This is a genomic window from Amycolatopsis sp. NPDC051716, from assembly GCF_040681595.1.
Lineage (GTDB): Bacteria > Actinomycetota > Actinomycetes > Mycobacteriales > Pseudonocardiaceae > Amycolatopsis.
Window position 1 is genome coordinate 91,744 of sequence record NZ_JBFAZA010000012.1, and the last position, 24,083, is coordinate 115,826.

Consider the following 24,083-nt stretch of genomic DNA (forward strand, 5'->3'; position numbering starts at 1 on the left):
CCGCGGTAGCCCCGGGTCAGCGGCCGGCCGGGTCGTACTCGCGGACCGCGGCCAGGTACTCGCTGATCGCGTCGCGGTTGCGCAGCAGGCAGTCCGCTCGCCGGGTCATCCGGTCGCGCTCCGCCTCCAGGGTGGCGATCATCTCCGGCGTCGCGTCCGGGAAGTAGATCGTCCGGGGTTTGTCCAGGCAGGGCAGGATCTGCTTGATGATCCGGGTCGGCAGGCCGGCGTCGAGCAGGCCGCGGACCTGGATCACCCGGTCGATCGACGGCTCGTCGTAATCGCGGTAGCCGTTCGGGCCGCGGCTCGCGATGATCAGGCCCTGCTCCTCGTAGTACCTGAGCAGCCGGCGGGACGTGTTCGTGCGCTCCGAAAGTTCGCCGATCCGCATGTGCGCCACCTCACAGTCGCCGCGGTAGACCTTCACACCAATGTGAGGGTTCGAGCATAGCGGCATGACGGACCTCCGCACCCGCTCGCTGCCCCTGACCACCCTGCTCGCCTTGACCACCGCCGCGTTCGTCACCGTGCTCACCGAGGCGCTGCCCGCCGGGGTGCTGCCCGGGATGAGCGCCGGCCTCGGCGTCGGCGAGCCCGCGGCCGGCCAGGCCGTGACGATCTACGCGCTCGGCACCGCGCTCACCGCGATCCCGCTGTCCGCCGCCACCGCGAACCGGTCCCGCAAACGCTTGCTGCTCACCGGGATCGCCGGGTTCGCCGTGGCCAACACCGTCACGACGCTGTCCCCGGACTACGCGCTGACGATGGTGGCGCGCTTCGTCGCCGGGGTGGCCGCGGGCGTCGTCTGGGCGCTGCTCGCCGGCTACGCGCGCCGGCTCGTCCCGGACCACCAGGGCAAGGCCATCGCGGTCGTGATGGCCGGCATCCCGCTGGCGCTCTCGCTCGGCATCCCGGCCGGGACGTTCCTCGGCGGCCTGCTCGGCTGGCGCTGGGCGTTCGGCGTGATGTCGGCGATCGCGGCCGTGCTGCTCGCCTGGATCGCCGCGGCGGTCCCGGACCAGCCGGGGCGTCCGGCCGGCCGGACGCCGGTCCGGCGCACGCTCGGCGTCCCCGGCGTCGTCCCCGTGCTCGCCGTGACGCTCGTGTTCGTGCTGGCGCACACCGTGCTCTACACCTACGTCGCCGCCTTCCTCGGGCACGCCGGGATGGGCGACGCGGTGGACGTCGTCCTGCTGGTCTTCGGGATCGCGTCGATGGCCGGTATCGGCGTCGTCGGCGCCCGGATCGACCGCGCGCCGCGGACGCTGATGGTGCTCAGCACCGTCGGCGTCGCGGTGGCCGCGACGCTGCTGGCGGTGTTCGCCGGCAGCCCGGTACTGGTCTACGTCGCCGTGGCGCTGTGGGGACTCGGCTGGGGCGGCGTCCCGACGCTGCTGCAGACGGCGGCCGGGAACGCCGGCGGAGAAGCGGCGGACAACGCGCAGGCCATGCTCGTCACGCTGTGGAACGCCGCGATGGCCGCGGGCGGGGTGGCCGGCGGGGTCCTGCTCGACGCCGCCGGGCCGGCGGCGTTCCCCTGGACGCTGCTCGCGCTCCTGCTGCCGGTGCTCGCCGTGGTGCTCGGCGCCCGGCGGCACGGGTTCCCCGCTCGCTCCTAAGTGGACGAAGGGCCCGGACGCGGCTCGCGCCCGGGCCCTCCAGTTCGGGGGGTCAGCAGCGGCCCGCGATGGCCCGCAGCAGCTCGGCGTTCGCCGTGTCACCGGACAGCTCCCAGGCGAACACGCCGCCGAGCCCCTGCGACTTCGCGTAACCGGCCTTGGCCGACGCCGTCTCGGGCGTGTCGTAGCTCCACCACTGCGAGCCGCACTTCGCGTACGCCGTGCCCGCGACGCGGCCGTTGGCCGGGCACTTGGTCTTGAGGACCTTGTAGTCCTCGACGCCCGCTTCGTAGGTGCCGGGCGCCGGACCGGTGGCCGTGCCGCCCGGCTGCTTCTGCGTGACGCCGTCCCAGCCGCGGCCGTAGAACCCGAGGCCCAGCAACATCTTCGCCGGCGGCACGCCCTGGCGGCGCAGCTTCTGGACGGCCGCGTCGGCGTAGAACCCGGCGGTCGGGAGGCCCGGGTAGGCGCGCAGTGGCGAGTGCGGCGCGGTCGGCCCGTTCGGACTCGCGCCGGCGACGAAGTAGTCGTAGGTCATCACGTTGTACCAGTCGAGGTACCGGCTCGCCGCGCCGTACTCGGTGGCGTCGATCTTGCCGTCCTTCGATCCGTCCGCGGTGATCGCGGCGGTGACCAGCTGGTGCCCGAACTTCGCGCGCAGCGCCTTGACCAGCCCGGTGAACGCCTTCGGCCCGCTCGTGTCGCAGGTGTTGCCGCAGGCGTTCGGGTACTCCCAGTCGACGTCGATGCCGTCGAAGACGCCCGCCCAGCGCGGGTCGTTGACCAGGTTGTAGCAGGAGTCCGCGAACGCGGCCGGGTTCTTCGCCGCCTCGGTGAACCCCGCCGACCAGGTCCAGCCGCCGAAGGACCACAGCACCTTGAGCTTCGGGTGCAGCTTCTTGAGCTGGAGGAGCTGGTTGAAGCTGCCGTGCAGCGCCCCCGGTTCGGTGCTGTCGGCTTGGCCGCTGACGCTCGTGGCGGCGTCGTAGGGCATGTCGTGGTCGGCCCACGGGTCGCCGACCGCGCAGCCGCCGCCCGTCACGTTGCCGAACGCGTAGTTGAGGTGGGTCAGCTTCGCGGCCGACCCGGACGTCTCGATGTCCTTGACGTGGTAGCCGCGAGCGTAGACGTCCCAGTCGGCGAAGTAGGCCATCACCTTGCCCTGGCCCTGCCCGGCGTCCGCGGGTGGCGCGACGACCGAGGCACCGGCGAGCGCGAGCGCGACGACGGCGATGCGTTTTCTCATGCGGAGCACGGCATTCTCCTATCCGGCCCAGGTGGGTGTGCCGAGGCTAACAGGTCCAGACCATTGCCGACCAGGGTCAAATCAGTACGGTCAACGGATTTCCCGATGCTCCCCCAGCCGGGCGTGGATTCACGGACGTGCGATGATCGGCCGATGACCGAGTTCGGCTGCGCCCGCTGTTCCGGCGAAGACGCCCTGACCGCGCTGGCGTTCTGCACGACCCGGCTGAACAAGACCCATCGCCTCGTCGAGCGGTCGCACTTCAGCATTTCGCTGCGCCGGTGCCCGGAGTGCGGCCAGTCGTTCGCCGCGATCTTCACCGAGTTCGTCGACACCTCGGGCGGGGAAGACGCGCAGTACTTCGACTTCGTCCCGCTCACCACGGCCGAGGTGTCCACGCTGTCGGCGCAGGGCGCCCGCATCGACCTGGCCGAGCTGGGCGCGCTGGGCAGCGTCCGCCGTCGCCTGTCGTCGAGCTGGCCGACCGGCGGCGAGAAGGAAATCGCCTGGCGGACGGACTCGCTCTCGGTGCGCGAAGGTCACTGACCGGCGCGTTGACCGGCCAGGCGCAGGATCGCCGCGGCACTGCGGTCTACGTCGGCTTCCGTCGTCGACCAGCCGGACACCGAGATCCGCAGGTAGCGGCGGCCGCGCCAGGTGGTGCCGCCCAGCCAGCAGGTGCCGTCCTCCTGGATCTTCCGGATGAGGGCGTCGGTGTCCCCGCCGAAGGACACGAGGACCTGGTTGAGGACGACGTCGTTGGCGATCTCGGCACCGCCTTCGGCGAGCTTCCCGGCGAAGCGGCGAGCCAGCCGGCAGCAGCGGCCGACGAGCTCGGCGACGCCGTCGCGGCCCAGTTCGCGCACCGCCGCCCAGACGGCGAAGCCGCGGGCGCGGCGCGAGGACTCCAAGGTCAGGTCGCCCATGCCGCTCACCTCGCCGGCGCCGGTGAGGTAGGCGGCCCGGTAGGCGATCGCCGCGGCGTGGACCTCCGGGCGGGCGCAGAAGACGAACCCGGAGTCGTAGGGCACGTTGAGCCACTTGTGCCCGTCGCAGGCCCAGGAATCGGCGAGTTCGACGCCGTCGAGGAGGGCGCGGGTGCCCGGATTGGCGGCGGCCCAGAGCCCGAAGGCACCGTCGACGTGGATCCAGGCGTCGCCCACGGCTTCCCGGGCGGCGCGCAGGTCGTCGCACGCGCCGGTGTTCACGTTCCCCGCCTGCAGGCAGACGATCAGCGGCCCGGTCCCGGCTTCGCGGACTTTCCGGAGGTCTTCGACGTCGATCGCGCCTTGCGGACCGGCTTTGACCGGCTCGACGGCCCGGGTGCCGAAGCCGAGCAGCCGCAGGGCGCGGTCGACGGTGGCGTGCCGTTCTTCGCTCGCGACGACCCGGACGCGCGGGGCACCGGCGAGTCCATCGCGTTCGACGTCCCATCCGGCTTCGGCGAGCACGTGGTGGCGAGCGGCGGCGAGGCCGGCGGTGTTCGCGGCTTGGCCGCCGGTGACGAACCCGGTGGAGGCGCCGGCGGGAATGCCGAGCAGTTCTTTGAGCCAGGCACCGGCCACGTCTTCGGCGGCGGCCGCGGCGGGCGAGAGGACGGCGTTGAAGCCGTTCTGGTCCCAGCCGGCGGCCAGAACATCGGCCGCGGTGGCGGCCGGGAGGGCACCGCCGATGACGAAGCCGAAGAACCGCGGCCCGGCGGTGGCGACGAGCCCGGGCCCGGCGGCCCGGGCGAGCTGTTCGAGCACATCGGACGGTGGGGTGGGTGCTTTCGGCAGCGGGCCGCCGAAGGAGGACCGCAGGGCGGCCAAATCGACGGCGGCCGGAGCGACGGGCCGTTCAGCGAGCGTGGCCCGGTAGCCGGCGGCAAGCTCGGCGGCGCGGGCCAGGAGGGCATGCATCTCGTCCACGAGCCGACTGTAGGCCGAGTCCTCGCCGGAGGTCGCGAATGACTCATTCGGGACACCGGAGGTCGCGAATGAGTCATTCGCGGCATCGCCGCCGGCGCCGTCCCGGGTGTGCCGGCCCGCTAAGCCACCTTCGGATGAGCGGCCCGGCGGTTCTCCCGCGCCAGCTCGACCGTCGACGCGATGCGGCGACGGCGGGTCTCCGGCCGCTTGGCCTTCGCGATCCACTCCAAGATCAACCTCCGCGACGAAGGCGGAAACCCCTCGAAACACCGCCAAGCCACATCCTCCCCCGCAAAAGCACCCCGCAGATCCGCCGGCACCACCCCGTCCTGAGCCTCGGCCAGCACGTCCCAGGTCCCGGTCCGCCGGGCCAGGTCCACCGCCGCCTGCCCGGCCGGCGTCATCGACCCCGCCGCGGTCAGCCGCAGGACCCGCTCCCGGTTGACCCGGCTCCACGTGCTCCCCGGCTTCCGCGGCGTGAAGCACAGGTACGTGCTCTCGGCGTCGCGCCGCAGCGCCTTGCTGTCGATCCACCCGAAGCACAGCGCCTGCTCCATCGCCTCGTGGATCCGGACCCCCGGCGCCGCACTCCCCTTGCGCCGGATCACCAGCCACACCGACGGCCCGCCCGGCGCCGCCAGCCACGTGCGCCACTCGCCGGCCGATGTGACCTCCAGCACGGGGATACCTTCGATCTTCTCCATGTCCTCATCGTCCGCGCCTAAGTGCTCATCTTCTGAGCACTTTCGCCCGGGAACAATCACCGGTCTCCCGGCGTAGCGTCCTGGTATGGAGACCCCGTTGAGCACCGACCGGCTCGTGATCCGGGACTGGACGGTGGACGACGCCGAAGCCGCGTTCGACATCTACGGCGCGGAAGACGTCACGCACTGGCTGACCCCGGCCATGGACCGCGTCGGCGACGTCGGCGCGATGCGCGCGGTCCTGCACGCTTGGCAGGAAACCCAGCCGAACCTGCCGCCGCCGCGGGGCCGGTGGGCCATCGAGCGCAAAGAGGACGGCGTGGTGATCGGCGGCCTCGGCATCCGGCTGCTGCCGCCGTTCGAAGAGGACCTCGAACTGAGCTGGCAGCTCAGCCCCGGCGTCTGGGGCCGGGGCTACGCGTCCGAGGCGGCCACCGCGCTGATCGAGTGGGCCTTCACCCAGGACACCGAAGAGCTGTTCGCCGTCGCGCGGCCGAACAACACGCGGGCGATCGCGGTCGCCAAGCGGCTCGGGATGAACTGGGTCGGCGAGACCGACAAGTACTACAACCTTCGGCTGCAGGTGTACCGGATCCGGCACACCGACCTCATCGACTGACCGGCTCCAGCAGGAAGACGCGGATTTCGCGGTGCTCGGCCCGCACGGCGTAGCGGTCGTACGCGGGCCAGTACGCGGCGACCGCGTCCCACATCTGCCGGCGCTCGTCCCCGGTCAGGAGCCGTCCGGTGACGTCGGTGGTGCGCCCGTGCACGGCGATCGTCGCCTTCGGCTGGGCCAGCAGGTTCGCCGACCAGGCCGGATGCGCCTCGCCGCCCCAGTTCGAGCCGATCACGACGTACCCGCCGGCGCGCTCGACGTAGAGCAGCGGCACCTGCCGGGGCTCGCCGCTGCGGCGCCCGATCGTCGTGAGCAGCAGGGTCCGCAGCCCGACCGCCGCGCCGACGCCGACCCGGCCGCCGCTGATCCGCAGCAGCACCCGGTCGGCGGGCACGAGCGCCCGCCCCAGCACCGCGAACGCCCGGCTCTTGCCGAACCCGTCGAAGACTCCCCGCAAACCCGTCACGGCGAGATCCTAGGTCTGGCAGGGTTTGCGAGCATGACCCGCCCCGAAACCGCCGCCGAGGTCTTCGACGCGCTCGGCACGGACTACGAACACGCCTTCCGCACCGCGACCGCCCAGCGCGCCGCGCTCACCGACCTGCTCGCCGCCCTGCCGCCGGAGGCGCAGGTGCTCGACCTCGGCGCCGGCACCGGGCGGCCGACCGCGGAACTGCTGGTCGCCGCCGGCCACGACGTCACCGGCTACGACGTCGCGCCGAAGATGGTCGAGATCGCGCGGAGCCAGGTGCCCGCCGCCCGCTTCGAACTCGGGGACATGCGGGAACTGTCCTTCCCGGACGGCACCTGGGACGCCATCACGGCCTTCTTCTCGATGCTGCAGTTCCCCCGGGCCGAGCAGGAAACCATGATCGGCCGCCTCGCGACCTGGCTGAAGCCCGGCGGCCTGCTCGTCTTCGCCACCGTGCCCGCCGACGTCGACGGAGTGGACATCGTGTTCATGGGCCACCCGGTCCGGGCGTACAGTTTCGCCACCGGTCCCCTCAAGGAGCGGCTGCGAGCGGCGGGCCTCGAAATCGTCCAGGAGGACGAGGCCGAGTTCGTCCCCGACCACCCGGACGCCGGCCCCGAGCCGCACGTCTACCTGACCGCCCGCAGACCGGCCTGAGCCGGCCCCCGCACGACGCCGATCACCCGACGGACATGAATTTTGCTCAACTTCGTACGTGTGCCGTGCGGTGGACCCGGGCTAAAGTGAGGAATGGGCATCGAAGCTCTGGCCAGGCCGGTACCTCGCGAACACCGCGAGCTGCTGCGCGAGATGCTGGCCAGGCTCCCCGAGTTCGCCGATCGCCTGGCCCGGCTGCTCAGTGAGCAGGACGAGTTCTACCGGCAGGTCGAGGACGTCGCCCCCGGCGAGCTGCGGCAGGTCTGCCGGGCCAACCTCGAGCGAGCGCTGACGGCGCTGGCCGAAGGCCACGGCCTCGCCCTCGACGCCGCCCGCAAGACCGGCCTCACCCAGGCGCGTCAGGGCATCCCGCTGCCCGCGGTGCTGCGCGCGTTCCGGATCGGCGGCACCTTCGTCTACGAAGGGCTCCTCGAGCTCGCCGGCCCGGAGTTCCTCAACCCGACCCGGACGATCGAGATCAACTCCTACGTCTGGAAGGCGATCGACCTCTACTCCGACGCGCTGACCACGGCGTACGAGGAGGTCGCGGCCGAGCCGTCGCACGCGAACGCGCGGCTGCTGGACGACCTCCTGCGCGGCCGGCTCGCCGGCCAGGCGGACATGGAGGCCGCGGCCCGCGACCTGGGCCTGCCGACCGCGGGCATGTTCGTCGTCGTGGTGACCGAGCGCGTCGAGCCGGACGAGCACGACTCCGTCGAGGCGCTGCTGCGGGCGCGGCGCTGGCGGTCGGCGTGGCGGCCCGGCGGCGAGGCCGGCCTGGTCGCGATCGACCGGATCGAGGACGTCCGGCGGCTGCGCGAAGTGCTCGGTTCCCTGCCCGTGGCGGCCGGGATGAGCAAGCCGTTCACCGGGTTCCCCGACGTCCCGGACGCCCTGCACCGCGCCCGCATCGCCCGCCGCTCACTGCCGGCGGCGACGGCGGGTGTGGTGGTGTTCGGCGACTCGCCGGTGACGACGCTGGTCGCGGCCGCGCCCGGGATGGCCCGCGACGTCGTCCGGTCGGCGCTGGCCGGGGTGCTCACGCTGCCGGCCGCGGAGCGCAAGGTCCTGCTCGACACGCTGCTGGCGTGGTTCGCCGGCCACGGTTCGGCGAAGGAAGCCGCGGACCGGTTGTTCGTGCACCCCAACACGGTCCGGTACCGGCTGCGCCGCGTGCAGGAGCTGACCAAACGCGACCTCACCGACCCGGTCGACATCGGCGAGCTGTACGTCGCGCTGGAGTCAGTGCGCCTGGAACCCGAGCCCGCGTGATCGTCTTTCGATCACTACCGATTGACTTTCGATAGGAATAGCGCGATAGTCGGCATATGGTTACCGAGAAATGGGCCGTCGCCGCGCTCAGGGTCTTCCTCGTGGTGCTGTTCGGCGTCCTCGTCGTGTTCCAGACGTTCTCGCTGCCGGGCGGCATCGCCTACCACACGCAGCAGAACCCGCACGACGCTCCGCTGCGCTGGCCGTTGACCGCCATCGCGGTCTTCCTGGTGCTGTGCGTCCAGGTGGTGGTCGTCGCGACCTGGAAACTGCTGACGCTGGTCAAGAAGGACCGGATCTTCACCACCGCGTCCCTGAAGTGGGTCGACGCGATCGTCTGGGCCGTGGCCGCCGCGTGGCTGGTCATCGCCGGGATGCTGCTCTTCGTCGGCTTCAACGCGGACGACCCGGGGATGCCGATGCTGCTGTTCCTGGTGACCGTGGCGATCACGGTGGTCGGCCTGCTGATGGTGGTCATGCGCGCGCTGCTGCGCCAGGCCACCACCCTCCGGTCCGACATGGAAGCGGTCATCTGATGCCGATCGTCGTGCGCATCGACGTCGAACTGGCCAAGCGCAAGATGAGCGTGGGCGAGTTCGCCGAGAAGATCGGCCTCACGCCGGCCAACGTCGCCGTGCTGAAGAACGGCCGCGCCAAGGCGGTGCGCTTCAGCACGCTGGAAGCGATGTGCCGGGTGCTCGGCTGCCAGCCCGGCGACCTCCTCGAGTGGGTCGAGCTCGAAGACGAGGTCTAACCCGGGCCGACACCCACCTTGGCGATGACCATCCCAAGCGCCCCAATGTGGCCTTCGGTGCGCTCAACGCACCCAATGTGGCCTTCGGTGCGTTGAACGCAACCAAGGCCACATTGGGGCGCAGGGGCCAGGCGTGACGGGCTGTGGAGGGGCGGGCCGGACTAAGCCGCGTCGGTGTCGACCAAGCGGGCCAGCTCCAGCAGCGTTGCCTCGAAACCCGGGCCCGCCGTCAGCGCCACCGTGAGCGGCCCGCCGCGGCGGTCGCGGCCGACCGGGAGGGTCACCGCCGGTTTCGTCCACTGCGGACGGTCCACACCGGCCGAAACCACCACGTCCGGGCGGGCCGGGCGATGCCGCCTGCCGCCCGCGTCGAGGTCGAGGACCACGTTGCCGTGCAACGAAAGCAGGGCCGCGACGTCCGCCACGGCGTCGCGCAGCTCGCGGTCGGCGATCGAGTCCGAATGGGCGCCGATCGCCGGGCGGGGTGGGTCGTCGTCGTGGGTCAGGCGGGGCACGATCGCGCCGAGGTCGCCCGAGGCGCACCTCAGCACCCGGATGCCGGGCACGCCCGCCTGGGGGTCGGCGATGCTGATCCCCGCGCTCGCGGCGGCCGCCACGATCCGGGCCCGCCAGCGCGCGGTCGCCGCGATGGCGACCATCGATGGGTCCTGGGGCAAAAGGGGAGTTCTCCTTCGCGGTCCGGCGCGGCGGCAGGGGGATCGTCCGATGGTGAGGCCCTGCCCGTTGTGCCCGGGAACAAACATGTTTGGTCGCTTGGTCCGAACGGCCGTGCCCATGCGGCCTTCCGGTCGCACCGGACATCTGTGACCGCCGGTCACACTTTGACGCGCGACGTGGCGCGGGCCACTATCCGTGCACCTGATTACCGCCGGGTAATTTGGGTGTCCGGAGTACGACCCAGGAGGACCGTTGCGACGAGCTTTGGGCCTGATCTTGCTGGCGCTGGGGGTCTTCGCGGTCGCCGGGGCGGTACTGTTGCCGACCTACGTCTACCCGAAGCTCACCAAGGTGCCGCTCGACCAGGATTCGACGTCGGTGCTGGAAGGCACCGCGAGCAAGGTCCTCGCCGTGACCGACAAGGGCGCCGGCCCGGTCACCGAGATCCGCGAGAACCGGAAGCTGACCGCGACCGGCCACGTGCAGGCGAACTTCGCCCGGCCCGAGATGCACGAGGGCACCGACTACGCGGTTTGGCTGCTCGCGGTGCAGGTCAAGGACGACGAAGACGGCACGGTGCTCACCGCGAGCAAGCGGCAGGTCTGCTTCGACCGGCACACCGCCGAGGGCTACGACCCGCGCGGGGACGCCGACCCGAAGTGCACCAAGGAAAGCAGCTACGTCACCCAGCTCAAGGACAAGGCCGACAAGGACGGCGAGAAGCCGCCGGAGCAGAACATCTACAAGGCCCAGCCCGGCCTGAACTTCAAGTTCCCCTTCGGCACCGAGCAGAAGGACTACCAGGTCTACGACGACAACACCGGCACCGCCGTCACCGCCCGGTACACCGGCACCGAGGAGGTGAACGGGATCGAGACCTACAAGTTCGTCCAGAACATCCCGGACACCAAGCTCGAGACGAAGTCGGTGCCCGGCTCGCTCGTCGGCGTCGCCGACCCGAGCGTCGACGCAGACCTGTACTACCGCGGCGTCAACACGATGTGGGTGGAGCCGGTCACCGGCGTCGAGGTGAAGCAGCAGCAACAGCAGCACCAGGAACTGCGGCCCACCACCGGCAACCCGACCGTCGTGTTCGACGGGACGCTCGCCTACAACGGCAAGACGATCGCGCAGATGGTCGACCAGGTCGACGAGAACAAGGGCAAGCTGGAGTTCCTGTCGAGCACCGGCCCGCTCTGGCTCGGCATCGGCGGCGGGGTGCTGATCCTCGTGGCGATCTACCTGCTGGTCCGCCGGCGTCCGGCCGCCCCGCCGGCCCCGCCGCGGCGGCGGCAGCGGGTGCCGGTCGGCGCCGACCGCTAACTCTTGCGCAAGACCAGCACCAGGTTCCAGGACGCAATTTCACGGAGGCCGGGAATCCGCACGATCCACGTCGCCCAGCTCGGGTGGTAGCGCGGATACCCGGCCACGAAATCGGCGAGCGGCGTCGCCTTCGCCCAGCGAAGCGCGGCGCCGACCGAAACCGGGAACAGGCTTTCCCCGAATTTGTTCTTCGGCTGCTTCCCGAGTTTCCGCGCATAACGCTGCCGGGCGTAGTGGCCGCCGAGGAAATGCCACGGCGCGGTCTCGTGGCCGCCCCATGGCGAATACCACGGCGTGAACGACGCGAAGACCGTGCCGCCGGGCTTGGTCACCCGGCACATCTCGGCGAGCATGACCCACGGCTCGGACACGTGCTCCAGCACGTTCGACGAGTAGCAGACGTCCACGGATCCGCTGCGCACGGGTAGTTCCGTGCCGCTGGCGCGGATCATGTTCTCCCCCGGCTCGCCGCGGGCGGACAGCTCGCCGACGTCCGGGTCCAGGCCGAGGTAGACCGCGCCGGCCGCGCGGAAGGCGTCGGAGAAGTAGCCGGGACCACCGCCGACGTCGAGCACCGTGCGTCCGGACAGCGGAGTGTGTGCCGCCAATTGCCGGACGGAGTCGGCGGCGAGCGTGGAATAGAAGCCGTCCGGATCGGTCTGCTCGGTGAGAAATGTCCGGAACAGGGTCACCGAGCGGCGGAGCGTGGCGCGATGCGGCTGCGGCGTCGCGACGAGAACCGGATTACCCACCATTGAACCGTCGCTTTCCCGAATACGTTCATCTAGGGTGTACGCACCAGTAACCTAGCACCGTCGCTACAGTTTGGATAACCCGATGGAACGTCCTCGTGTGCTCCTCCTCAACTGGCGCGACACCGGCCACCCCGAAGGCGGCGGCTCGGAGCGGTACGTCGAGCGGATGGCCGAAGGCCTGGCCAGAGCGGGGTACCGGGTCGAGATCCAGTGCGCCGCGTACCCGGGTGCGACGGCGGGCGAGTGGCGTGACGGCGTCCGCTACCGGCGGCGCGGCAACAAGTTCGGCGTCTACGCGCACGCGCTGCGCGCCATCCGCCGGGCCCGCGCCGATCTCGTGGTGGACGTGCAGAACGGCATGCCGTTCTTCGCCCGGCTGGTCGCCGGCTGCCCGGTGCTGGTGCTCGTGCACCACGTCCACAAGGAACAGTGGATCAGCGCGCTCGGCGAGACGCTGGGCCGGGTCGGCTGGTGGATCGAGTCGCGGCTGGCGCCGTGGCTGTTCCGCCGGTGCCGCTACGTCACGGTTTCCGAGGTCACCAAGGCGGAACTGGCGGAACTGGGCATCGGGCGCGAGCGCGTGACGGTGGTCCCGAACGGTCTCGACACACCCCCGCCGTGCGCGTCCGAACGCGACCGCGAGCCGACGCTGGTCGCGGTGAGCCGGCTGGTGCCGCACAAGCGGATCGAGCACGCCATCGATGTCGTCGCGCGGCTCGCGCGGCGGTGGCCGTCGCTGCGGCTGGAGGTCGTGGGCCAGGGGCCGTGGGACGAGGTGCTGCGCGCCCACGCGGCTTCGCGCGGGGTCGCCGACCGGGTCGTCCTGCACGGCTGGGTCGACGAGCAGGCCAAGCACGAGATCCTCGCGCGCTCGTGGCTGCACCTGTGCCCGTCGGTCAAGGAGGGCTGGGGCATCGTCATCATGGAGGCCGCGGCGCACGGCGTGCCCTCGGTCGCCTACCGCGCCGCCGGCGGCGTGACGGAGTCCATTGTGGAAGGCCGGACCGGCCTGCTGGCCGACGACTTCGACGATTTCACCGCGCAGGTCGACGGCCTGCTCGCCGACGGCCTGCGGCGCGCGGAAATGGGCCTGGCGGGCGCCGAACGGGCCGGGAAGTACAGCTGGGACGTCAGCGCCGCCCAGTTCGAGTCACTGGTGCGGGACGTCTCCGGGCAGCCCGTCCCCCGCCCGCGAACACTGGTCCCGTACCGCATCCCGGAACTCACCCAAGAGCCGGGCGGCCGCGGCCGCGTCGAAGTCCTTGTGGCGAGCCCGCACGGTGACCGTGGTCTGGCCACCGGTCGTCGCCACGCCGAACGCCACGCCTGAGCGGCCGCTCGCCGCCGGGTAGAACGCCAGCGTCCGCACGGTGTCCCCGGTGGACACCACACCCAGGTTGGACACCAGGAACGTCGATCCCAGCCTGCTCGCCAGCAGCCGCGTGCCCAGCCGGGCGAGCCGGCTGCTGCGCGCCGGGAAATCCGGCTCCGGCGGCTGGGCCCGCAGCACCGCGGCGACGTCCGCGCCGCGCGGCAGCCGCAGCCGGAAGAACGCGCTGTCGTGCACCGGTTCCGGCGCCGCGCCGGAGCGCCGTGACGCGCCCAGTGCGGCCACGACGCGGGCGGTGCGGACGCCGTGCGCGCGGTTCCAGCGTTCGGTGGCGCTCGCGGCGGCCGCGACGAACCCCGCGGCCCCGAGCCGCAGGGCCGGCTCGTCGCAGGCCACGAAGACGTCCCCCACGGCCGCCTGCCCGTGCTCGGGGGCGATCCGGCCCGGCGGCGCGAAAAGCGCCTCAGCGAGCCGCTGGAGGGCCGAAAGGGCAAAGGGTTTGCCACCTGTGCGTTCGCCGATCCCGCGTGCGGCCGAAGAAACCGGGACGTCGAGGAGGATGCCGAGCATGGCGAGCAGGCCCAAGCCGTCGAGGGCACCGTGGTGCGCGGCGATGAGGAGAGTGGATTCGCCGACGGCGACGCGCACCAGCGGCGCGCCGCGTTCGTAGGGCGCCGCGGCGAAGCGGTCCCGGACGCCCGCGAGGTCGGTGATCCGCTCGATTCCGGGCACCGCACCGAGGTGCGAGTGCTGCTGGATCGCGGCCGCCAGCCGGGCGCGGAGCTTCTCCGGTTCCGGTGCGGCCGCGCCGAGTTCCGCTTCGAGGAGGATGCTCCAGGAAACGGTGGGGTCGCCGTAGAGCCCGACGACGCGGTGGGCGTGGTCGGAGGCGAGCCGGGTCACGCGCCTCAGCGGTCCCCGTAGAGCTTCAGCGGGTGGTCGGCAGGGTTGAACTTCACCTGCGCGTTGAGCTTCTGCTGCACCGGAGCGGCGGTGTCCGGGTCCGCGCCCTGGATGAGGGCGAACCCTCCCGCGGTCGCCGCTCCGCCGCCGATGATGACGGCGACGATCGCGCCGATGACCGTGCCCACGAGTCACTCCTTCCGCGGCGGGAGAATCCTGCCGCGGCCCAATGTACGCATGGGTAACATGCGGCACAACACTGCGACGCACAGCAATGTGAGCGCTACTCCGTTCGCCAGCAAGGCGGGCGTCCACGAGATCGCTTTCACCGCGGGCTCACCCGGGGTCCGGTACAGCGTCAGCCACTCACCCGACCACTCCCGCGTCGCGCCGGCGAGCAACCGCGGGTCGACGTAGCCGGGTGTCCCGTGCTCGACGAGGATCCAGCCGATGCCCGCGTCGGTGAGCTCTTGCGCGGACGTCGCGGCGCGGACGTCGCCGATCCTCGGGTCCTCACCGGCGATCCGCTCGGCGCCGACCTGCAGGGTGTCGTCCATCAGCACGGGTTTCGGCAGCGCGCGCGGCGCTGGGTCGAGCTGGGTGCGGTCGTCGTTCCACGCGAACCCGCGGAACGCCGAGAGCGGCAGCGCCAGCACGTCACCGGGCCGGTCACCGAGCTTTTCGGGCACGGCCGCCCAGTCGGCCGGGTACTGCGCGGTGCCGAGCCGTCCCCAGCCGCCCCACGCGAGGTCCGGCATGGTCAGCAGCGGGAAGACGACCGCCGCCGTCACCAGCCCGGCGCGTCCCCCCGCGGTTTTCAGCTTCGCCGCGGCGGCTTCGACGGCCAGCGCGAAGCCCACGGCGAGCGGCACGGCCCACCACGCCACCCATTTCTGGGCGTCCCGCAGCAGTCCGGCGCCGGGCACGTACCGCGTCGCGGTGGTGAGCAGCCAGACCCCGCCCGGCAACGTCGCCAGTGACGCCAGGAGAACGCCCAGGACGCCCAGCGCGGTCAAGGAGCGGACCGGCGCCGTCCCCCACCGTCGCGCGAGCGGCCACAGCCCGGCGATCGCCACGGCGACGACGATGAGCGTCAGCACCGGCACCAGCGGCACGGCCCGGCTGCCCGGCACCGTTTCGGCGTTCCAGATGCCCCCGAGGCCCAGCACGCTCAGCAGCGCGGGGCCCCAGCTTTCGGCGCGGGCGCTGAACGCCGTGACGCCGCCCGGGTCGGAGAACGCGCCGCCGGCGTTGAGGAACGTCGGGACCAGCCAGGGCAGGTTGAGCACGAGCGCGAGCGGGATCGTCTGCCAGAGCCGCCGCGAACCGGCGGCCGCGACCATGACGGCGGCCGCGAGGACGCCGCCCGGCGGGGTCAGCACGGCCGGGGCGCAGGCGATCACCAGCTTCGGCAGGGCACGCGGTTCGTGCGCCCGGACGGCGAGCCCGGCGCTGACGATCCACGGCAGGGCCGCGTACGTCAGCAGCAGCGGCCAGTGCCCGATGAACAGCCGTTCGGCGAAGTACGGCGTCCAGGCGTAGGCCGTCGCCGCGACGAGCCGGGTGCCCAGGTGCTCGGTGGGGACGAGCCGTCCCGCGCCGAAGGCGGCGAAGAAGACGGCCAGGAGCAGGACGATCTTCTGGACGACGTCCCCCGGCAGCACGGTGGTGGCGAGCGCGACGGCGGCGTCCGCCGGGACGGACCGGGGCAGTGTGCTGCCGACCCCGAAGGCGTCCGGCACGAAGTACTGCCGCGGCGCGAACACCATGTCGTAGCTCAGGACGAACCCGCGCCCGAGCAGGGGCGCGCAGACGGCGAAGGCCAGCGCGGCCGACAGCATGGGGAGGGCCAGCCGCCTGCTCAGTGCGTTCACGGCCCTTCCTTTCCGTTGCGCGCGCGGTTATGGTCCCTGGTCATTACCCGCCGGTAATGGGAGCCCGCCGTTGAGCGTAGACACCGAAGTCCCGGCCCGGACCGGCAACCGGGTCGCGGCGATCCTCGTCTCGCTCGCGCTCGCGGGCAACAACGCGGCCAGTTACGTGCTGAGCCTGGCGGCCGCGCGGATCCTCGCGCCCGCCGCGTTCGGTGAGCTGAGCTCGCTGCTGGCGGTGCTGGTGATCGGCGTCGTCCCGGCGATGGGCCTGCAGACGGTGGTGGCGCTGCGGGTGGCGCGCGCCCCCGGGCTTTCGCAGGGTTCGCTGTTCGCGCTCGGCCTGGTGACGAGCGCGATCGTCGCGACGACGGCGTTGACGCTGAGCCCGTTGCTGGTCCTCCTGTTGCACCTGGGTTCGCTGGCCCCCGCGCTGCTGGTGACGGCGGCGCTCGGGCCGTTGACGCTGCTGGGCGTGTTCCACGGTCTCCTGCAGGGCAGCCACCGGTTCGCGGTGCTGTCCGGCCTGATCGCGCTGGAGGGCCTGGGCAAGGTCGGCGGTTCCCTGGTGGGGCTGGTGATCTCGGGGTCCCCGACGGGGGCGCTGGCCGGCGCCGCGGCCGGGTCGCTGGCGGTGGTCGTGGCGGGCTGGCAGATCTGCGGCCGCCCGCGTCCCCGCTGGGCCGACCGCCACGGCGGCGAGGTGCTGCACACGGCGCAGGCGATGCTGGCGCTGGTGCTGCTGGTGAACCTGGACCTGGTGCTGGCCCGCCACACGCTGCCGTCGTCGGAGGTCGGCGAGTACGCGCTGGGCGCGATCGTCACGAAGATCGCGTACTGGCTGCCGCAGGCGGTGGGGGTGCTGGTGCTGCCGCGGTTCGCGGTGTCCGACCGCCGCCGCCGGGTGCTGCCGGTGGCGCTGGCGGTTTGTGCTTGCCTGGACGCGGTGGTCCTGCTGGTTTCGCTGGTGCTGGGGCCTTCGCTGCTCGCGGTGATCGGCGGCGCCAAGTACACGGGGAGCACGATGCCGGTGTGGCCGTTCGCGCTGGCGGGCTCGATGCTCGCGCTGGTCCAGATCCTGCTGTACGCCCGCTTGGCCGACGGCGACCGCCGCGTGACGGTCTTGATGTGGTCCGCGGTCGGTGTGGAGGCCCTGCTGATCACGACGTGGCTGCACGGTTCACCCACCCAGGTGGTCACGGCGGCGGCGTGCACCGCCGGCGCGTTGGCCGCGGCCGGCGCACTTCTCGAGCTCCGGCCCCGCAAACCGGCCTGAGCAGCCCCCGTTTTCCACGCTACCGGCAGGCACCGACACTTCCGGCCCGTCAAGTGCGCCCCAATGTGGCCTTGGTTGCGTTCAACGCACCCAATGTGGCCTTCGGTGCGTTCAACGCACCGAAGGCCACATTGGGGCGCTAGGGGGTGGGCTCGGTGGGGTTTTCCTTGCGGGTGAACCAGTCCACGCAGGTGGCCACCATCGCGGCCGCGGCCAGCAGCAACGCCGCCTGGGTCACCGGGCCGTACGCCCAGTCCTGGCCGTGGCCCAGGACGCGGCCCGTCACCGAGACGCCCGCCGCCACCGCCATGCCGCCGAAGGCCAGGAACCTCGGTGCGCGCTCCGAGAACTGGCGGGCCAGCAGGCACGCGATCAGCAGCACCACCGGCAGCATCCCGCCCAGCGCGACCAGCAGCCCGATCAGCACGACCGGTGTCCAAGCGCCGCCCGGGGAGATCGTGAACCGGCGCCGACGCGCCGGCCACGCCACGCCCACCAGCAGCACCAGCGCCGCCGCCGCGCCGATCAGGAGGCTCAGCCGGTAGTTCGCGTCCGGGGTGAACGCCAGCGACACCACGCCGCCCCCGCCCGCCGGGACGATCCACGCCTGCTGCCAGCCGTCCACGCGGGTGCGCGTCAGCTGCTGACCGTCCAAAGTGGCCGTCCAGCCCGCGTTCGCGTTCTCCGGGACCGCCAGCACCGCCTCCGCGCCCGGCCCCACCGTCACCGACCGCGACGCCGCGTCCCAGCGGCCCACCTGGACCGCGCGGTGCGCCGGCGGCGCGGCCGTGCCGGACGGGCGCAGCCACAGGTCCTGGACCACGAACGACTCCGACCGGTCCGTCCGCAGCTCGTGCCCGCCCGCGGGCAGCGCGATGCCCCCCTCCGAGTCCCGGCACATCCCGAGCGCCAACGGCCGGTGCGCGGTGATGTCGGACAGCTTGCCCTGCACCGACGTCCGGTAGTCGAGCCCGTCGAGGTGGACGTTCGGCCCCGAGCCGCACGGCACCGTGAACGCCGGGTCGGGCGCCGGGAGCAGGCCCTCGCTCCCGGACAGCGTCAGGCTGCCGATGCCGACCACCGCGCGCGCCGCGGGATCGTCGTCGTCGCCCGGCAGCACGATCTGCAGCTGGTCGGTGTCCAGGGGTTCGAAGGACGCGGACCCGCCCGCGTCGAGCTGCACCGGCCGCGTCCCCGACCGGCCGACCAGCTCCACCTGCCGCGGCGCCTTGGCCCCGCTCGACGGCGACACCTCGATGTGCAGCCCCGAAATCCGCTTCGGCGACGGCCACCCCAGCGTCAGCGCCGGCCGCAGATCGGTGACGTCCGGGCGCCACGTCGTGCCCGGATCGCCGTCCACGGCCGCGAACCCGGCGGCCGCCGGGTCGCCGCCCAGCTGGGACGTCGACGCCACGGTCACGCCGGGCAGCGACACCGGGTTGCGGCCGCCGCCCGCCGGCAGCACCGTGCCGCCGACCAGGTACGTCTCCTCGGCCGGGGTGCTGAACAGCCGCCGGATCCCGTCGGGTTCCTCGCCGTCGCGGGCCGCGGCGGCGTCACACCGCACGGCGGCACCGAGGGGCAGGCACGCGTACCGGGGCTGCTGGCCGCGCGTGAACGCGAACCCGGGCGCCGGCCCGGCCGGCAGGTCCGCGGGCACCTCCAGGGCGCGCTGCGGCTCGGTGTCCGGGATCTTCAGCTCCGCGATGCCGACGTTCCCGTCCTGCCGCCCGACCACCAGCGACAGCAGCGTGATCCGCACCGTGCGGGTGACGCCGCCGGCGACGGAGTACTGGTGCGGCCCGGCACCGCGGATCACCGGCTGCTCGACCGAGCCGTTGTCGGTGGTGATCCGGATCCGGGTGGCCGGCCAGCCCACCCGCAGGTCGTCGATCATCTGCAGCTCGACGGAGTTCACCAGCCGCGGGGTGTCCAGCTCCACCTCGAGCCACTGGCCGATCGGCCCGGTGAACGACGACGAGTGCCACGCAGTGCGCGGATCGCCGTCGATCGCGGCGAACGGCTGGTGCGAAGGATCGGACCCGCCGAAGGCGTCGGCGAACGACGCCGCCGTCGACGCCGTCACCGAGCGGATCCCCCGGTAGGCGGCCACGGTCTGGTGCTCCTGGCCCGGGAACGGCAGCAGGTCGCCCGCCGCGCGCTGCTGGCGGTAGGCCTCGCCGGCGGTCAGGGTCTGGCTGAGGTTGTCGCGGACGCCGCCGACGTTCCGCTCGGCCCGGCGCAGGCCGTCGGTCACCAGCCGAGGGCCGCCGGGCGACCCGCCGTCGCCGGTGAGCACGGTGGGCGTCGCCGGGTCGAGCTGGCCCGAATCGATCAGGGGCAGCAGGTTTTCCGGACCGCCGCTCACCGTGGGGACGTCCGTTGTGGACGTCGCGGTGGCCAGCGGTACCGGCTTCCGCACTTCGTAGACCTCGAGGGGCCCGAACTCCGCGGCCTTGGCGATGCCCGGCGACCCGGCGAGCCCGGCGCGCAGGGTAGCGATGGGCGGCGCGGTGTTCCGTTCCCGGTCGATGTCGTTGCGCAGCAGCAAGAACCGGTATCCCGAACGCGCGAGCAGCGCGGCCAGCCCGGGGTCGCCGCGGCCGTCGGCGAGCGCCGCGTCCACGGAGTCCATCAGCCGCGTGTTCCCTTCGGACCCCAGCGGCACCTGGTTGCGGACCGCCCACGGACTTCGCGCGATCGCCTGCGCGGGCTCGTCGACCGTGCGGCCCCAGTCGTACTCGCCGAAACCGGTGGCCGGCAGCAGCAGCGTCCGCGCGTTCGGATCGGCCTTGCCGACGTAGGCGAAGGCGTCGTACCAGTAGCCGGGCACCGCGTCCCAGCCCGGGCCCGACCGCAGGTTCAGCAGCCACGCCGGCGCCGCCATCACGAGCACCAGCAGCAGGCCCAGCGCCGGGCGCAGAAACCGGCGCGCGGACGTCACCCGGGCCGGGCTCGCGATGCCGTGCGCGAACGCCAGCATCAGCGGCAGCCGCAGCACCGGCTCGAACTTGTGCACGTTGCGCAGCGGCGCGAGCGGCCCGTCGAGCAGGTGCCGGACCTGTTCGGCCAGCGGGCTGTCGAGCGTGCCGACGTAGCCGATGGTCAGCAGCGTCAGCCCGGTCACCACGCCGAGCACCAGGAACCGGCGCTCCGGCAGGCCGCGCCGGGTCAGCCCGAACAGGCCGACGCCGGCGACGAGCCCGGTCGCGAGCATCAGCACCGGGTTGTCGATCAGCGACCAGCCGCCCGGCCACCACGGCGTGCCCTGCACGACGTAGGCGACCCACTGGTTGGTCCCGCGCAGCACCTCGAACAGCGACATCGGCGCGGTCGTGTTCGTCGCGGACTCGATGTAGTCCAGGAACGGCAGGCTGTATTCGCCGAGCAGCAGCAGCGGCAGGATCCACCACAGCGTCGCGCCGACGACGAACACGAACCACCACAGCACCAGCTCGACGTGCGCCCGCGTCCAGCGGCGGGTCAGCAGCCACAGTCCCGGCAGGACGAGCGCCATCACGACCATCGCGCCGTTGACGCCGCCCATGCACAGCACGGCCAGCGCGGACAGCCCGGCGGCCCGCCGCGGCGAGCCGATCGCCCCGGCCCGCACCAGCGGCACCAGCACCCACGGCAGCAGCACCGCGGGCAGCATTTCCGCGGACAGACCGCCGATTTCGGTCAGCATGCGCGGCGCGAGCGCGTACCCGAGCGCGCCGATCAGCCGCGTGCGCTCGGTGCCGATCTTCATCGCCCGCGCCAGCAGCAGGGCGCCGCCGAACGCGGCCGACAGCAGCACCGCGCCCCACAGCCGTTGCGCGATCCACGCGGGCACGCCGGCGGCCTGGCACAGCGCGAAGAACGGGCCCATCGGGAACAGGTAGCCGTACGCCTGGTTCTGCAGCTCGCCCGCGGTGGCCTGGGGGTTCCACAGGTGCAGCGCGCGCCCGAGGAAGGCGAGCGGGTCGACGGCGAGGTCCAGCTTCGTGTCGAACGTCGTCTTCCCCGGCATCTGCAGGAACGACAACGTGGTCAGGGCCAGCACGATCCAGGTGCTCGGGCGGCGGAGGAGCGCGCCGGGCGAGAACTTCCGGCCGCGCTCCGCGGGCGGGACCTCGTCCCGGGTCCGTTCGCGGGTGCTGGTTACCATCCGGTAGATACTAAGCCGAAACCTGGCTACCATGTGCCGACGATTTTCCCCGGCCCCCGACTTCCCTGGGCAGGTGCGCCATCACTACCGAACTGAGCACGAACGGCTTCGCCGACGCGTGGGCACTGGCCGAGCCGGTCAAGGGCTGGATGACGCGCGCGCAAGGCGAAGCGCTGTGGCAGGCCGCGTGCCGCCTCGAAAAGGGTGACGTCATCCTGGAAATCGGCAGCCACCAGGGCCGATCCACGATCGTCCTGGCCGCCGCCGCCCGCACGGCCGGGGCCACGGTGATCGCCGTCGACCCCTTCGTGGACGGCCGGTTGTTCGGCGGATCGCCGACGCGGCAGCTGTTCGAGCGCAACATCCGGCGGGCCGGGCTGGACGACGTCGTGGAGCTCGTCGCCGGTTACAGCACGAAACTGCGCCCTGACTGGGATCGGGCCATACAGCTGCTTTACATCGACGGCAAGCACGACTACTGGACCTACACCGACGACCTGCGCTGGTCGGCGCACCTGCCGCCGGGCGCGGAAATCCTGGTCCACGACTGTTTTTCCTCCATCGGCGTCACGCTCGGCACGATCGCGAAGGTCCTCTTCGGACGGCGGTACACCTATCTGGACCGGGCCACGTCGCTGGCGCGGTTCCGGCTGGCGCCGCCGTCCACGGCGGACCGGCTGCGCGTGCTGGCGCAGCTGCCGTGGTTCGCGCGCAACGTCGGGATCAAGGTGCTGCTGCGGCTGCGGTTGCGGCCGCTGGCGAGGGTGCTCGGGCACGACAGCCCGTACGACCCCTACTGAGTCACCGGCTTCCCGACCTCGACCCTGGGGACGCACACGGGCGCACCCGGGCTCGACAGCCGCACGCCGATGTGGTCGAAGAGGCCGTCCACCGGCAGGTACAGCGAGTGCAGCCCGGGCTGGAACCACACCGGTGTCCGGTCGACCAGGCCTTCACCACCGTCGCGGGTGAAGTAGTCGATCTTCAGCAGGTGCCGGCCGAGCATCGGTTTGTCGAGCGGGATGCTGAGCGGCGTTTCGCCGACCGTGTACCCGCAGTCCGCCACCGGCCCCGCCGCGCCGCGGGACTCCGCGGCCACCCCGGTGATCAGGTGCGGGGTACCGGTGGCGTCGAGCAGGTGCATCCGGTTCGTCGGCTGGTCGAAGTGCGTGCCGGGCACCAGGCCGGCGACCCGGGACGCCTGCGAGTCCGCGCCGAACCATTCGTGCACCACATCGGACGGCACGAACGTGTCGTAGAAAACCAGATCCGGATCCGCCGCGACGGCCGCGCGCACATTGGCGAGGTATTGCCCGGAATGGTCGAACCGCATCGCCGGGGCGAGCCGGGAAAACCCGATCGCGGAACTGACGAGCAGAAGCACGCAGACGGTTAGCGCGATCGGCCGCTCACGCGTGACTCCGGATGGCCCAACCTCATCAGGCGTGAGGAAAGCGAACGCTCCGCACAGAGCGGCCACGAACGCCAGCTCGGCGAGGTACCTCGGGTCGTCACCGGCGGCCGGGCCGACTTCGCGCAGCCGCGTCAGCGCCAGCAGCCCGACGTCCACCGCGAACAGCAGCCCGAGCAGCGCCCACGCCCGCCAAGCCCGGCGGCCGCCCACGCGCGCGCCGGCCACCAGCAGCGCCACGGCCGCGGCGAAGAGCAGGACCACGACCGCGAACGGCGAGGGCGCCCAGGTCGCCCCCGGACCCGGCCCCGACCACGGCCCGCCGGCCAGCCCGGGCAGGAAGGTGTCGCCGAGCATCCGGCCGGTCAGGTCGGCGACGGTGCCGGCGGTCATCGGCGGACCGCCGGGAGCCACCTGGCTCGACGTCAGCGCGAGGTAGCCCGCGACGAACGCGGCGAGCAGCGCCGCGTGCCCCGCCCAGTAGCGCCACCGGTCGCGGAAGGACTGTCCGAGCAGGACGGTCACCCCGGCCAGCAGCACCGGGACCACCACGGCCTTCTCGTAGAAGGCCAGCCCGAAGAGCGTCCACGCGAACGTGCCGATCCACCACCGGCCGCCGTCGCGCAGGTAGCGGACGTGCCAGTACAGGGCGCCGGCGGCCGCCAGCACCACCGGGACGATCTGGGAACCGTAAGCCCACCACAGCGGCGGGACCAGCAACAACGTCGAGGCGGTGAACACGGTGAAGGGCACCAGGATCGCCCAGCGACGGCCGAAGCAGCGCACCAGCAGGCACCAGAACAGCACGGTCGCCACGGCCCGCATCAGCAGCAGCGGCAGCACCATGAGCGGGAAGTTCAGCGGCGCCCACCACGTCATCACGGCCGCGAGGAAGAACCCGCCGGGCATCAGGTGCCCGTGGTAGTCCTGGAACAGGTAGCCGAGGTCGAACGGCCCGGCGAAGGCGGCCCGGTAGGTCATGACGAAGTCGTCCTGGGCGAAGTTGCCGTGCAGCGCCGCCCAGGTGTGGAAGGCGAACGGCACCACGCCGGCGACGAACGCGGCGAGCACCAGCGCCGACGGTCTTCGGACCACCCGGGGCGCGGGCTTTTCGATCTGCACCCACCCCTGCT

The 24,083-nt window shown here is 72.3% G+C and carries 22 protein-coding genes; 11 read left to right on the forward strand and 11 right to left on the reverse strand.

The annotated features are described in order from the left end of the window. Positions 1 to 16: 16 nt before the first annotated feature. Entirely contained in the window at positions 17 to 391 is a 375-nt protein-coding gene (locus AB0M30_RS18530; protein ID WP_364585229.1) for a MerR family transcriptional regulator, read from the reverse strand. Between the two features lie 64 nt (positions 392 to 455). Between AB0M30_RS18530 and AB0M30_RS18535 the strand changes: the two genes are divergently transcribed. After that, positions 456 to 1,619: an MFS transporter gene (locus AB0M30_RS18535; protein ID WP_364585230.1), complete on the forward strand. Its 1,164-nt coding sequence runs from the start codon at positions 456 to 458 to the stop codon at positions 1,617 to 1,619. A 52-nt stretch (positions 1,620 to 1,671) separates the two neighbouring features. Here AB0M30_RS18535 and AB0M30_RS18540 read toward each other — a convergent pair whose 3' ends face one another. Further along, a complete protein-coding gene (locus AB0M30_RS18540) occupies positions 1,672 to 2,865 on the reverse strand; it encodes a glycoside hydrolase family 18 protein (RefSeq protein ID WP_364585231.1) in 1,194 nt (397 codons plus the stop codon). A 153-nt stretch (positions 2,866 to 3,018) separates the two neighbouring features. Between AB0M30_RS18540 and AB0M30_RS18545 the strand changes: the two genes are divergently transcribed. Next, the gene (locus AB0M30_RS18545; protein WP_360179010.1) at positions 3,019 to 3,411 is read left to right on the forward strand and encodes a hypothetical protein; all 393 of its coding nucleotides are present in this window, start codon (positions 3,019 to 3,021) and stop codon (positions 3,409 to 3,411) included. Here the strand turns inward: AB0M30_RS18545 and AB0M30_RS18550 are convergent. Together AB0M30_RS18550 and AB0M30_RS18555 are read right to left on the reverse strand one after the other, a co-directional pair. Further along, positions 3,405 to 4,766 (reverse strand): pyridoxal-dependent decarboxylase, encoded by a 1,362-nt coding sequence (locus AB0M30_RS18550; RefSeq protein WP_364585345.1) that lies wholly within the window; start codon positions 4,764 to 4,766, stop codon positions 3,405 to 3,407. The genes AB0M30_RS18545 and AB0M30_RS18550 overlap by 7 nt on opposite strands. Positions 4,767 to 4,894: 128 nt before the next feature. Continuing rightward, positions 4,895 to 5,479: a YdeI/OmpD-associated family protein gene (locus AB0M30_RS18555; protein ID WP_364585232.1), complete on the reverse strand. Its 585-nt coding sequence runs from the start codon at positions 5,477 to 5,479 to the stop codon at positions 4,895 to 4,897. Between the two features lie 85 nt (positions 5,480 to 5,564). On the opposite strand from AB0M30_RS18555, the gene AB0M30_RS18560 reads away from it, so the two are divergent. Continuing rightward, the gene (locus AB0M30_RS18560; protein WP_364585233.1) at positions 5,565 to 6,098 is read left to right on the forward strand and encodes a GNAT family N-acetyltransferase; all 534 of its coding nucleotides are present in this window, start codon (positions 5,565 to 5,567) and stop codon (positions 6,096 to 6,098) included. Here the strand turns inward: AB0M30_RS18560 and AB0M30_RS18565 are convergent. Continuing rightward, complete coding sequence (locus tag AB0M30_RS18565; protein WP_364585346.1) at positions 6,088 to 6,555, reverse strand: nitroreductase family deazaflavin-dependent oxidoreductase; 468 nt, start codon at positions 6,553 to 6,555, stop codon at positions 6,088 to 6,090. The genes AB0M30_RS18560 and AB0M30_RS18565 overlap by 11 nt on opposite strands. A 42-nt stretch (positions 6,556 to 6,597) precedes the next feature. Between AB0M30_RS18565 and AB0M30_RS18570 the strand changes: the two genes are divergently transcribed. The 4 genes from AB0M30_RS18570 (at position 6,598) to AB0M30_RS18585 (ending at position 9,253) form a co-directional block, all read left to right on the forward strand. Next, positions 6,598 to 7,227 carry a class I SAM-dependent methyltransferase gene (locus tag AB0M30_RS18570; RefSeq protein ID WP_364585234.1) on the forward strand — a complete coding sequence of 210 codons (630 nt, stop codon included), beginning with the start codon at positions 6,598 to 6,600 and terminating at the stop codon, positions 7,225 to 7,227. A gap of 93 nt (positions 7,228 to 7,320) precedes the next feature. Further along, on the forward strand, positions 7,321 to 8,499 hold the full coding sequence (locus AB0M30_RS18575) for a helix-turn-helix domain-containing protein (protein ID WP_364585235.1): 1,179 nt from the start codon (positions 7,321 to 7,323) through the stop codon (positions 8,497 to 8,499). A gap of 56 nt (positions 8,500 to 8,555) precedes the next feature. Further along, entirely contained in the window at positions 8,556 to 9,035 is a 480-nt protein-coding gene (locus tag AB0M30_RS18580) for a DUF2975 domain-containing protein (protein WP_364585236.1), read from the forward strand. Beyond that, positions 9,035 to 9,253, forward strand: a complete 219-nt coding sequence (locus tag AB0M30_RS18585) for a helix-turn-helix transcriptional regulator (RefSeq protein ID WP_013229283.1) — start codon at positions 9,035 to 9,037, stop codon at positions 9,251 to 9,253. Before AB0M30_RS18580 ends, AB0M30_RS18585 begins: the two co-directional genes overlap by 1 nt. Positions 9,254 to 9,414: 161 nt before the next feature. On the opposite strand, the gene AB0M30_RS18590 is transcribed toward AB0M30_RS18585, so the two are convergent. Then, the gene (locus AB0M30_RS18590; protein WP_364585237.1) at positions 9,415 to 9,912 is read right to left on the reverse strand and encodes a hypothetical protein; all 498 of its coding nucleotides are present in this window, start codon (positions 9,910 to 9,912) and stop codon (positions 9,415 to 9,417) included. A 271-nt stretch (positions 9,913 to 10,183) separates the two neighbouring features. Between AB0M30_RS18590 and AB0M30_RS18595 the strand changes: the two genes are divergently transcribed. Beyond that, entirely contained in the window at positions 10,184 to 11,254 is a 1,071-nt protein-coding gene (locus tag AB0M30_RS18595) for a DUF3068 domain-containing protein (protein WP_364585238.1), read from the forward strand. Here the strand turns inward: AB0M30_RS18595 and AB0M30_RS18600 are convergent. After that, on the reverse strand, positions 11,251 to 11,946 hold the full coding sequence (locus tag AB0M30_RS18600) for a class I SAM-dependent methyltransferase (RefSeq protein WP_364585347.1): 696 nt from the start codon (positions 11,944 to 11,946) through the stop codon (positions 11,251 to 11,253). The two genes, AB0M30_RS18595 and AB0M30_RS18600, sit on opposite strands and share 4 nt — an antisense overlap. Before the next feature lie 160 nt (positions 11,947 to 12,106). Between AB0M30_RS18600 and AB0M30_RS18605 the strand changes: the two genes are divergently transcribed. Beyond that, positions 12,107 to 13,339, forward strand: a complete 1,233-nt coding sequence (locus tag AB0M30_RS18605; protein WP_364585348.1) for a glycosyltransferase family 4 protein — start codon at positions 12,107 to 12,109, stop codon at positions 13,337 to 13,339. A gap of 908 nt (positions 13,340 to 14,247) precedes the next feature. On the opposite strand, the gene AB0M30_RS18610 is transcribed toward AB0M30_RS18605, so the two are convergent. Both AB0M30_RS18610 and AB0M30_RS18615 read right to left on the reverse strand, forming a co-directional pair. After that, a complete protein-coding gene (locus AB0M30_RS18610) occupies positions 14,248 to 14,430 on the reverse strand; it encodes a hypothetical protein (protein WP_013229289.1) in 183 nt (60 codons plus the stop codon). A 3-nt stretch (positions 14,431 to 14,433) separates the two neighbouring features. Next, entirely contained in the window at positions 14,434 to 16,116 is a 1,683-nt protein-coding gene (locus AB0M30_RS18615) for a hypothetical protein (protein WP_364585239.1), read from the reverse strand. Positions 16,117 to 16,186: 70 nt separating this feature from the next. Here AB0M30_RS18615 and AB0M30_RS18620 point away from each other — a divergent pair, with 70 nt between their 5' ends. Next, positions 16,187 to 17,389: a polysaccharide biosynthesis protein gene (locus AB0M30_RS18620; protein ID WP_364585240.1), complete on the forward strand. Its 1,203-nt coding sequence runs from the start codon at positions 16,187 to 16,189 to the stop codon at positions 17,387 to 17,389. Between the two features lie 139 nt (positions 17,390 to 17,528). Here AB0M30_RS18620 and AB0M30_RS18625 read toward each other — a convergent pair whose 3' ends face one another. Continuing rightward, positions 17,529 to 21,539 carry an alpha-(1->3)-arabinofuranosyltransferase gene (locus tag AB0M30_RS18625; protein WP_364585241.1) on the reverse strand — a complete coding sequence of 1,337 codons (4,011 nt, stop codon included), beginning with the start codon at positions 21,537 to 21,539 and terminating at the stop codon, positions 17,529 to 17,531. Between the two features lie 149 nt (positions 21,540 to 21,688). On the opposite strand from AB0M30_RS18625, the gene AB0M30_RS18630 reads away from it, so the two are divergent. Further along, positions 21,689 to 22,339, forward strand: a complete 651-nt coding sequence (locus AB0M30_RS18630) for a class I SAM-dependent methyltransferase (RefSeq protein WP_364585242.1) — start codon at positions 21,689 to 21,691, stop codon at positions 22,337 to 22,339. Here AB0M30_RS18630 and AB0M30_RS18635 read toward each other — a convergent pair. Next, complete coding sequence (locus tag AB0M30_RS18635) at positions 22,333 to 24,072, reverse strand: hypothetical protein (RefSeq protein WP_364585243.1); 1,740 nt, start codon at positions 24,070 to 24,072, stop codon at positions 22,333 to 22,335. The genes AB0M30_RS18630 and AB0M30_RS18635 overlap by 7 nt on opposite strands. Positions 24,073 to 24,083 lie beyond the last annotated feature (11 nt).

Coding starts and splice junctions, on each gene's coding strand:
- AB0M30_RS18530 (WP_364585229.1), bottom strand. CDS start 391: ATGCGGATCGGCGAACTTTCGGAGCGCACGAACACGTCCCGCCGGCTG.
- AB0M30_RS18560 (WP_364585233.1), top strand. CDS start 5,565: ATGGAGACCCCGTTGAGCACCGACCGGCTCGTGATCCGGGACTGGACG.
- AB0M30_RS18630 (WP_364585242.1), top strand. CDS start 21,689: ATGACGCGCGCGCAAGGCGAAGCGCTGTGGCAGGCCGCGTGCCGCCTC.
- AB0M30_RS18590 (WP_364585237.1), bottom strand. CDS start 9,912: ATGGTCGCCATCGCGGCGACCGCGCGCTGGCGGGCCCGGATCGTGGCG.
- AB0M30_RS18540 (WP_364585231.1), bottom strand. CDS start 2,865: ATGAGAAAACGCATCGCCGTCGTCGCGCTCGCGCTCGCCGGTGCCTCG.
- AB0M30_RS18545 (WP_360179010.1), top strand. CDS start 3,019: ATGACCGAGTTCGGCTGCGCCCGCTGTTCCGGCGAAGACGCCCTGACC.
- AB0M30_RS18625 (WP_364585241.1), bottom strand. CDS start 21,539: ATGGTAACCAGCACCCGCGAACGGACCCGGGACGAGGTCCCGCCCGCG.
- AB0M30_RS18550 (WP_364585345.1), bottom strand. CDS start 4,766: ATGCATGCCCTCCTGGCCCGCGCCGCCGAGCTTGCCGCCGGCTACCGG.
- AB0M30_RS18555 (WP_364585232.1), bottom strand. CDS start 5,479: ATGGAGAAGATCGAAGGTATCCCCGTGCTGGAGGTCACATCGGCCGGC.
- AB0M30_RS18535 (WP_364585230.1), top strand. CDS start 456: ATGACGGACCTCCGCACCCGCTCGCTGCCCCTGACCACCCTGCTCGCC.
- AB0M30_RS18570 (WP_364585234.1), top strand. CDS start 6,598: ATGACCCGCCCCGAAACCGCCGCCGAGGTCTTCGACGCGCTCGGCACG.
- AB0M30_RS18585 (WP_013229283.1), top strand. CDS start 9,035: ATGCCGATCGTCGTGCGCATCGACGTCGAACTGGCCAAGCGCAAGATG.
- AB0M30_RS18575 (WP_364585235.1), top strand. CDS start 7,321: ATGGGCATCGAAGCTCTGGCCAGGCCGGTACCTCGCGAACACCGCGAG.
- AB0M30_RS18580 (WP_364585236.1), top strand. CDS start 8,556: ATGGTTACCGAGAAATGGGCCGTCGCCGCGCTCAGGGTCTTCCTCGTG.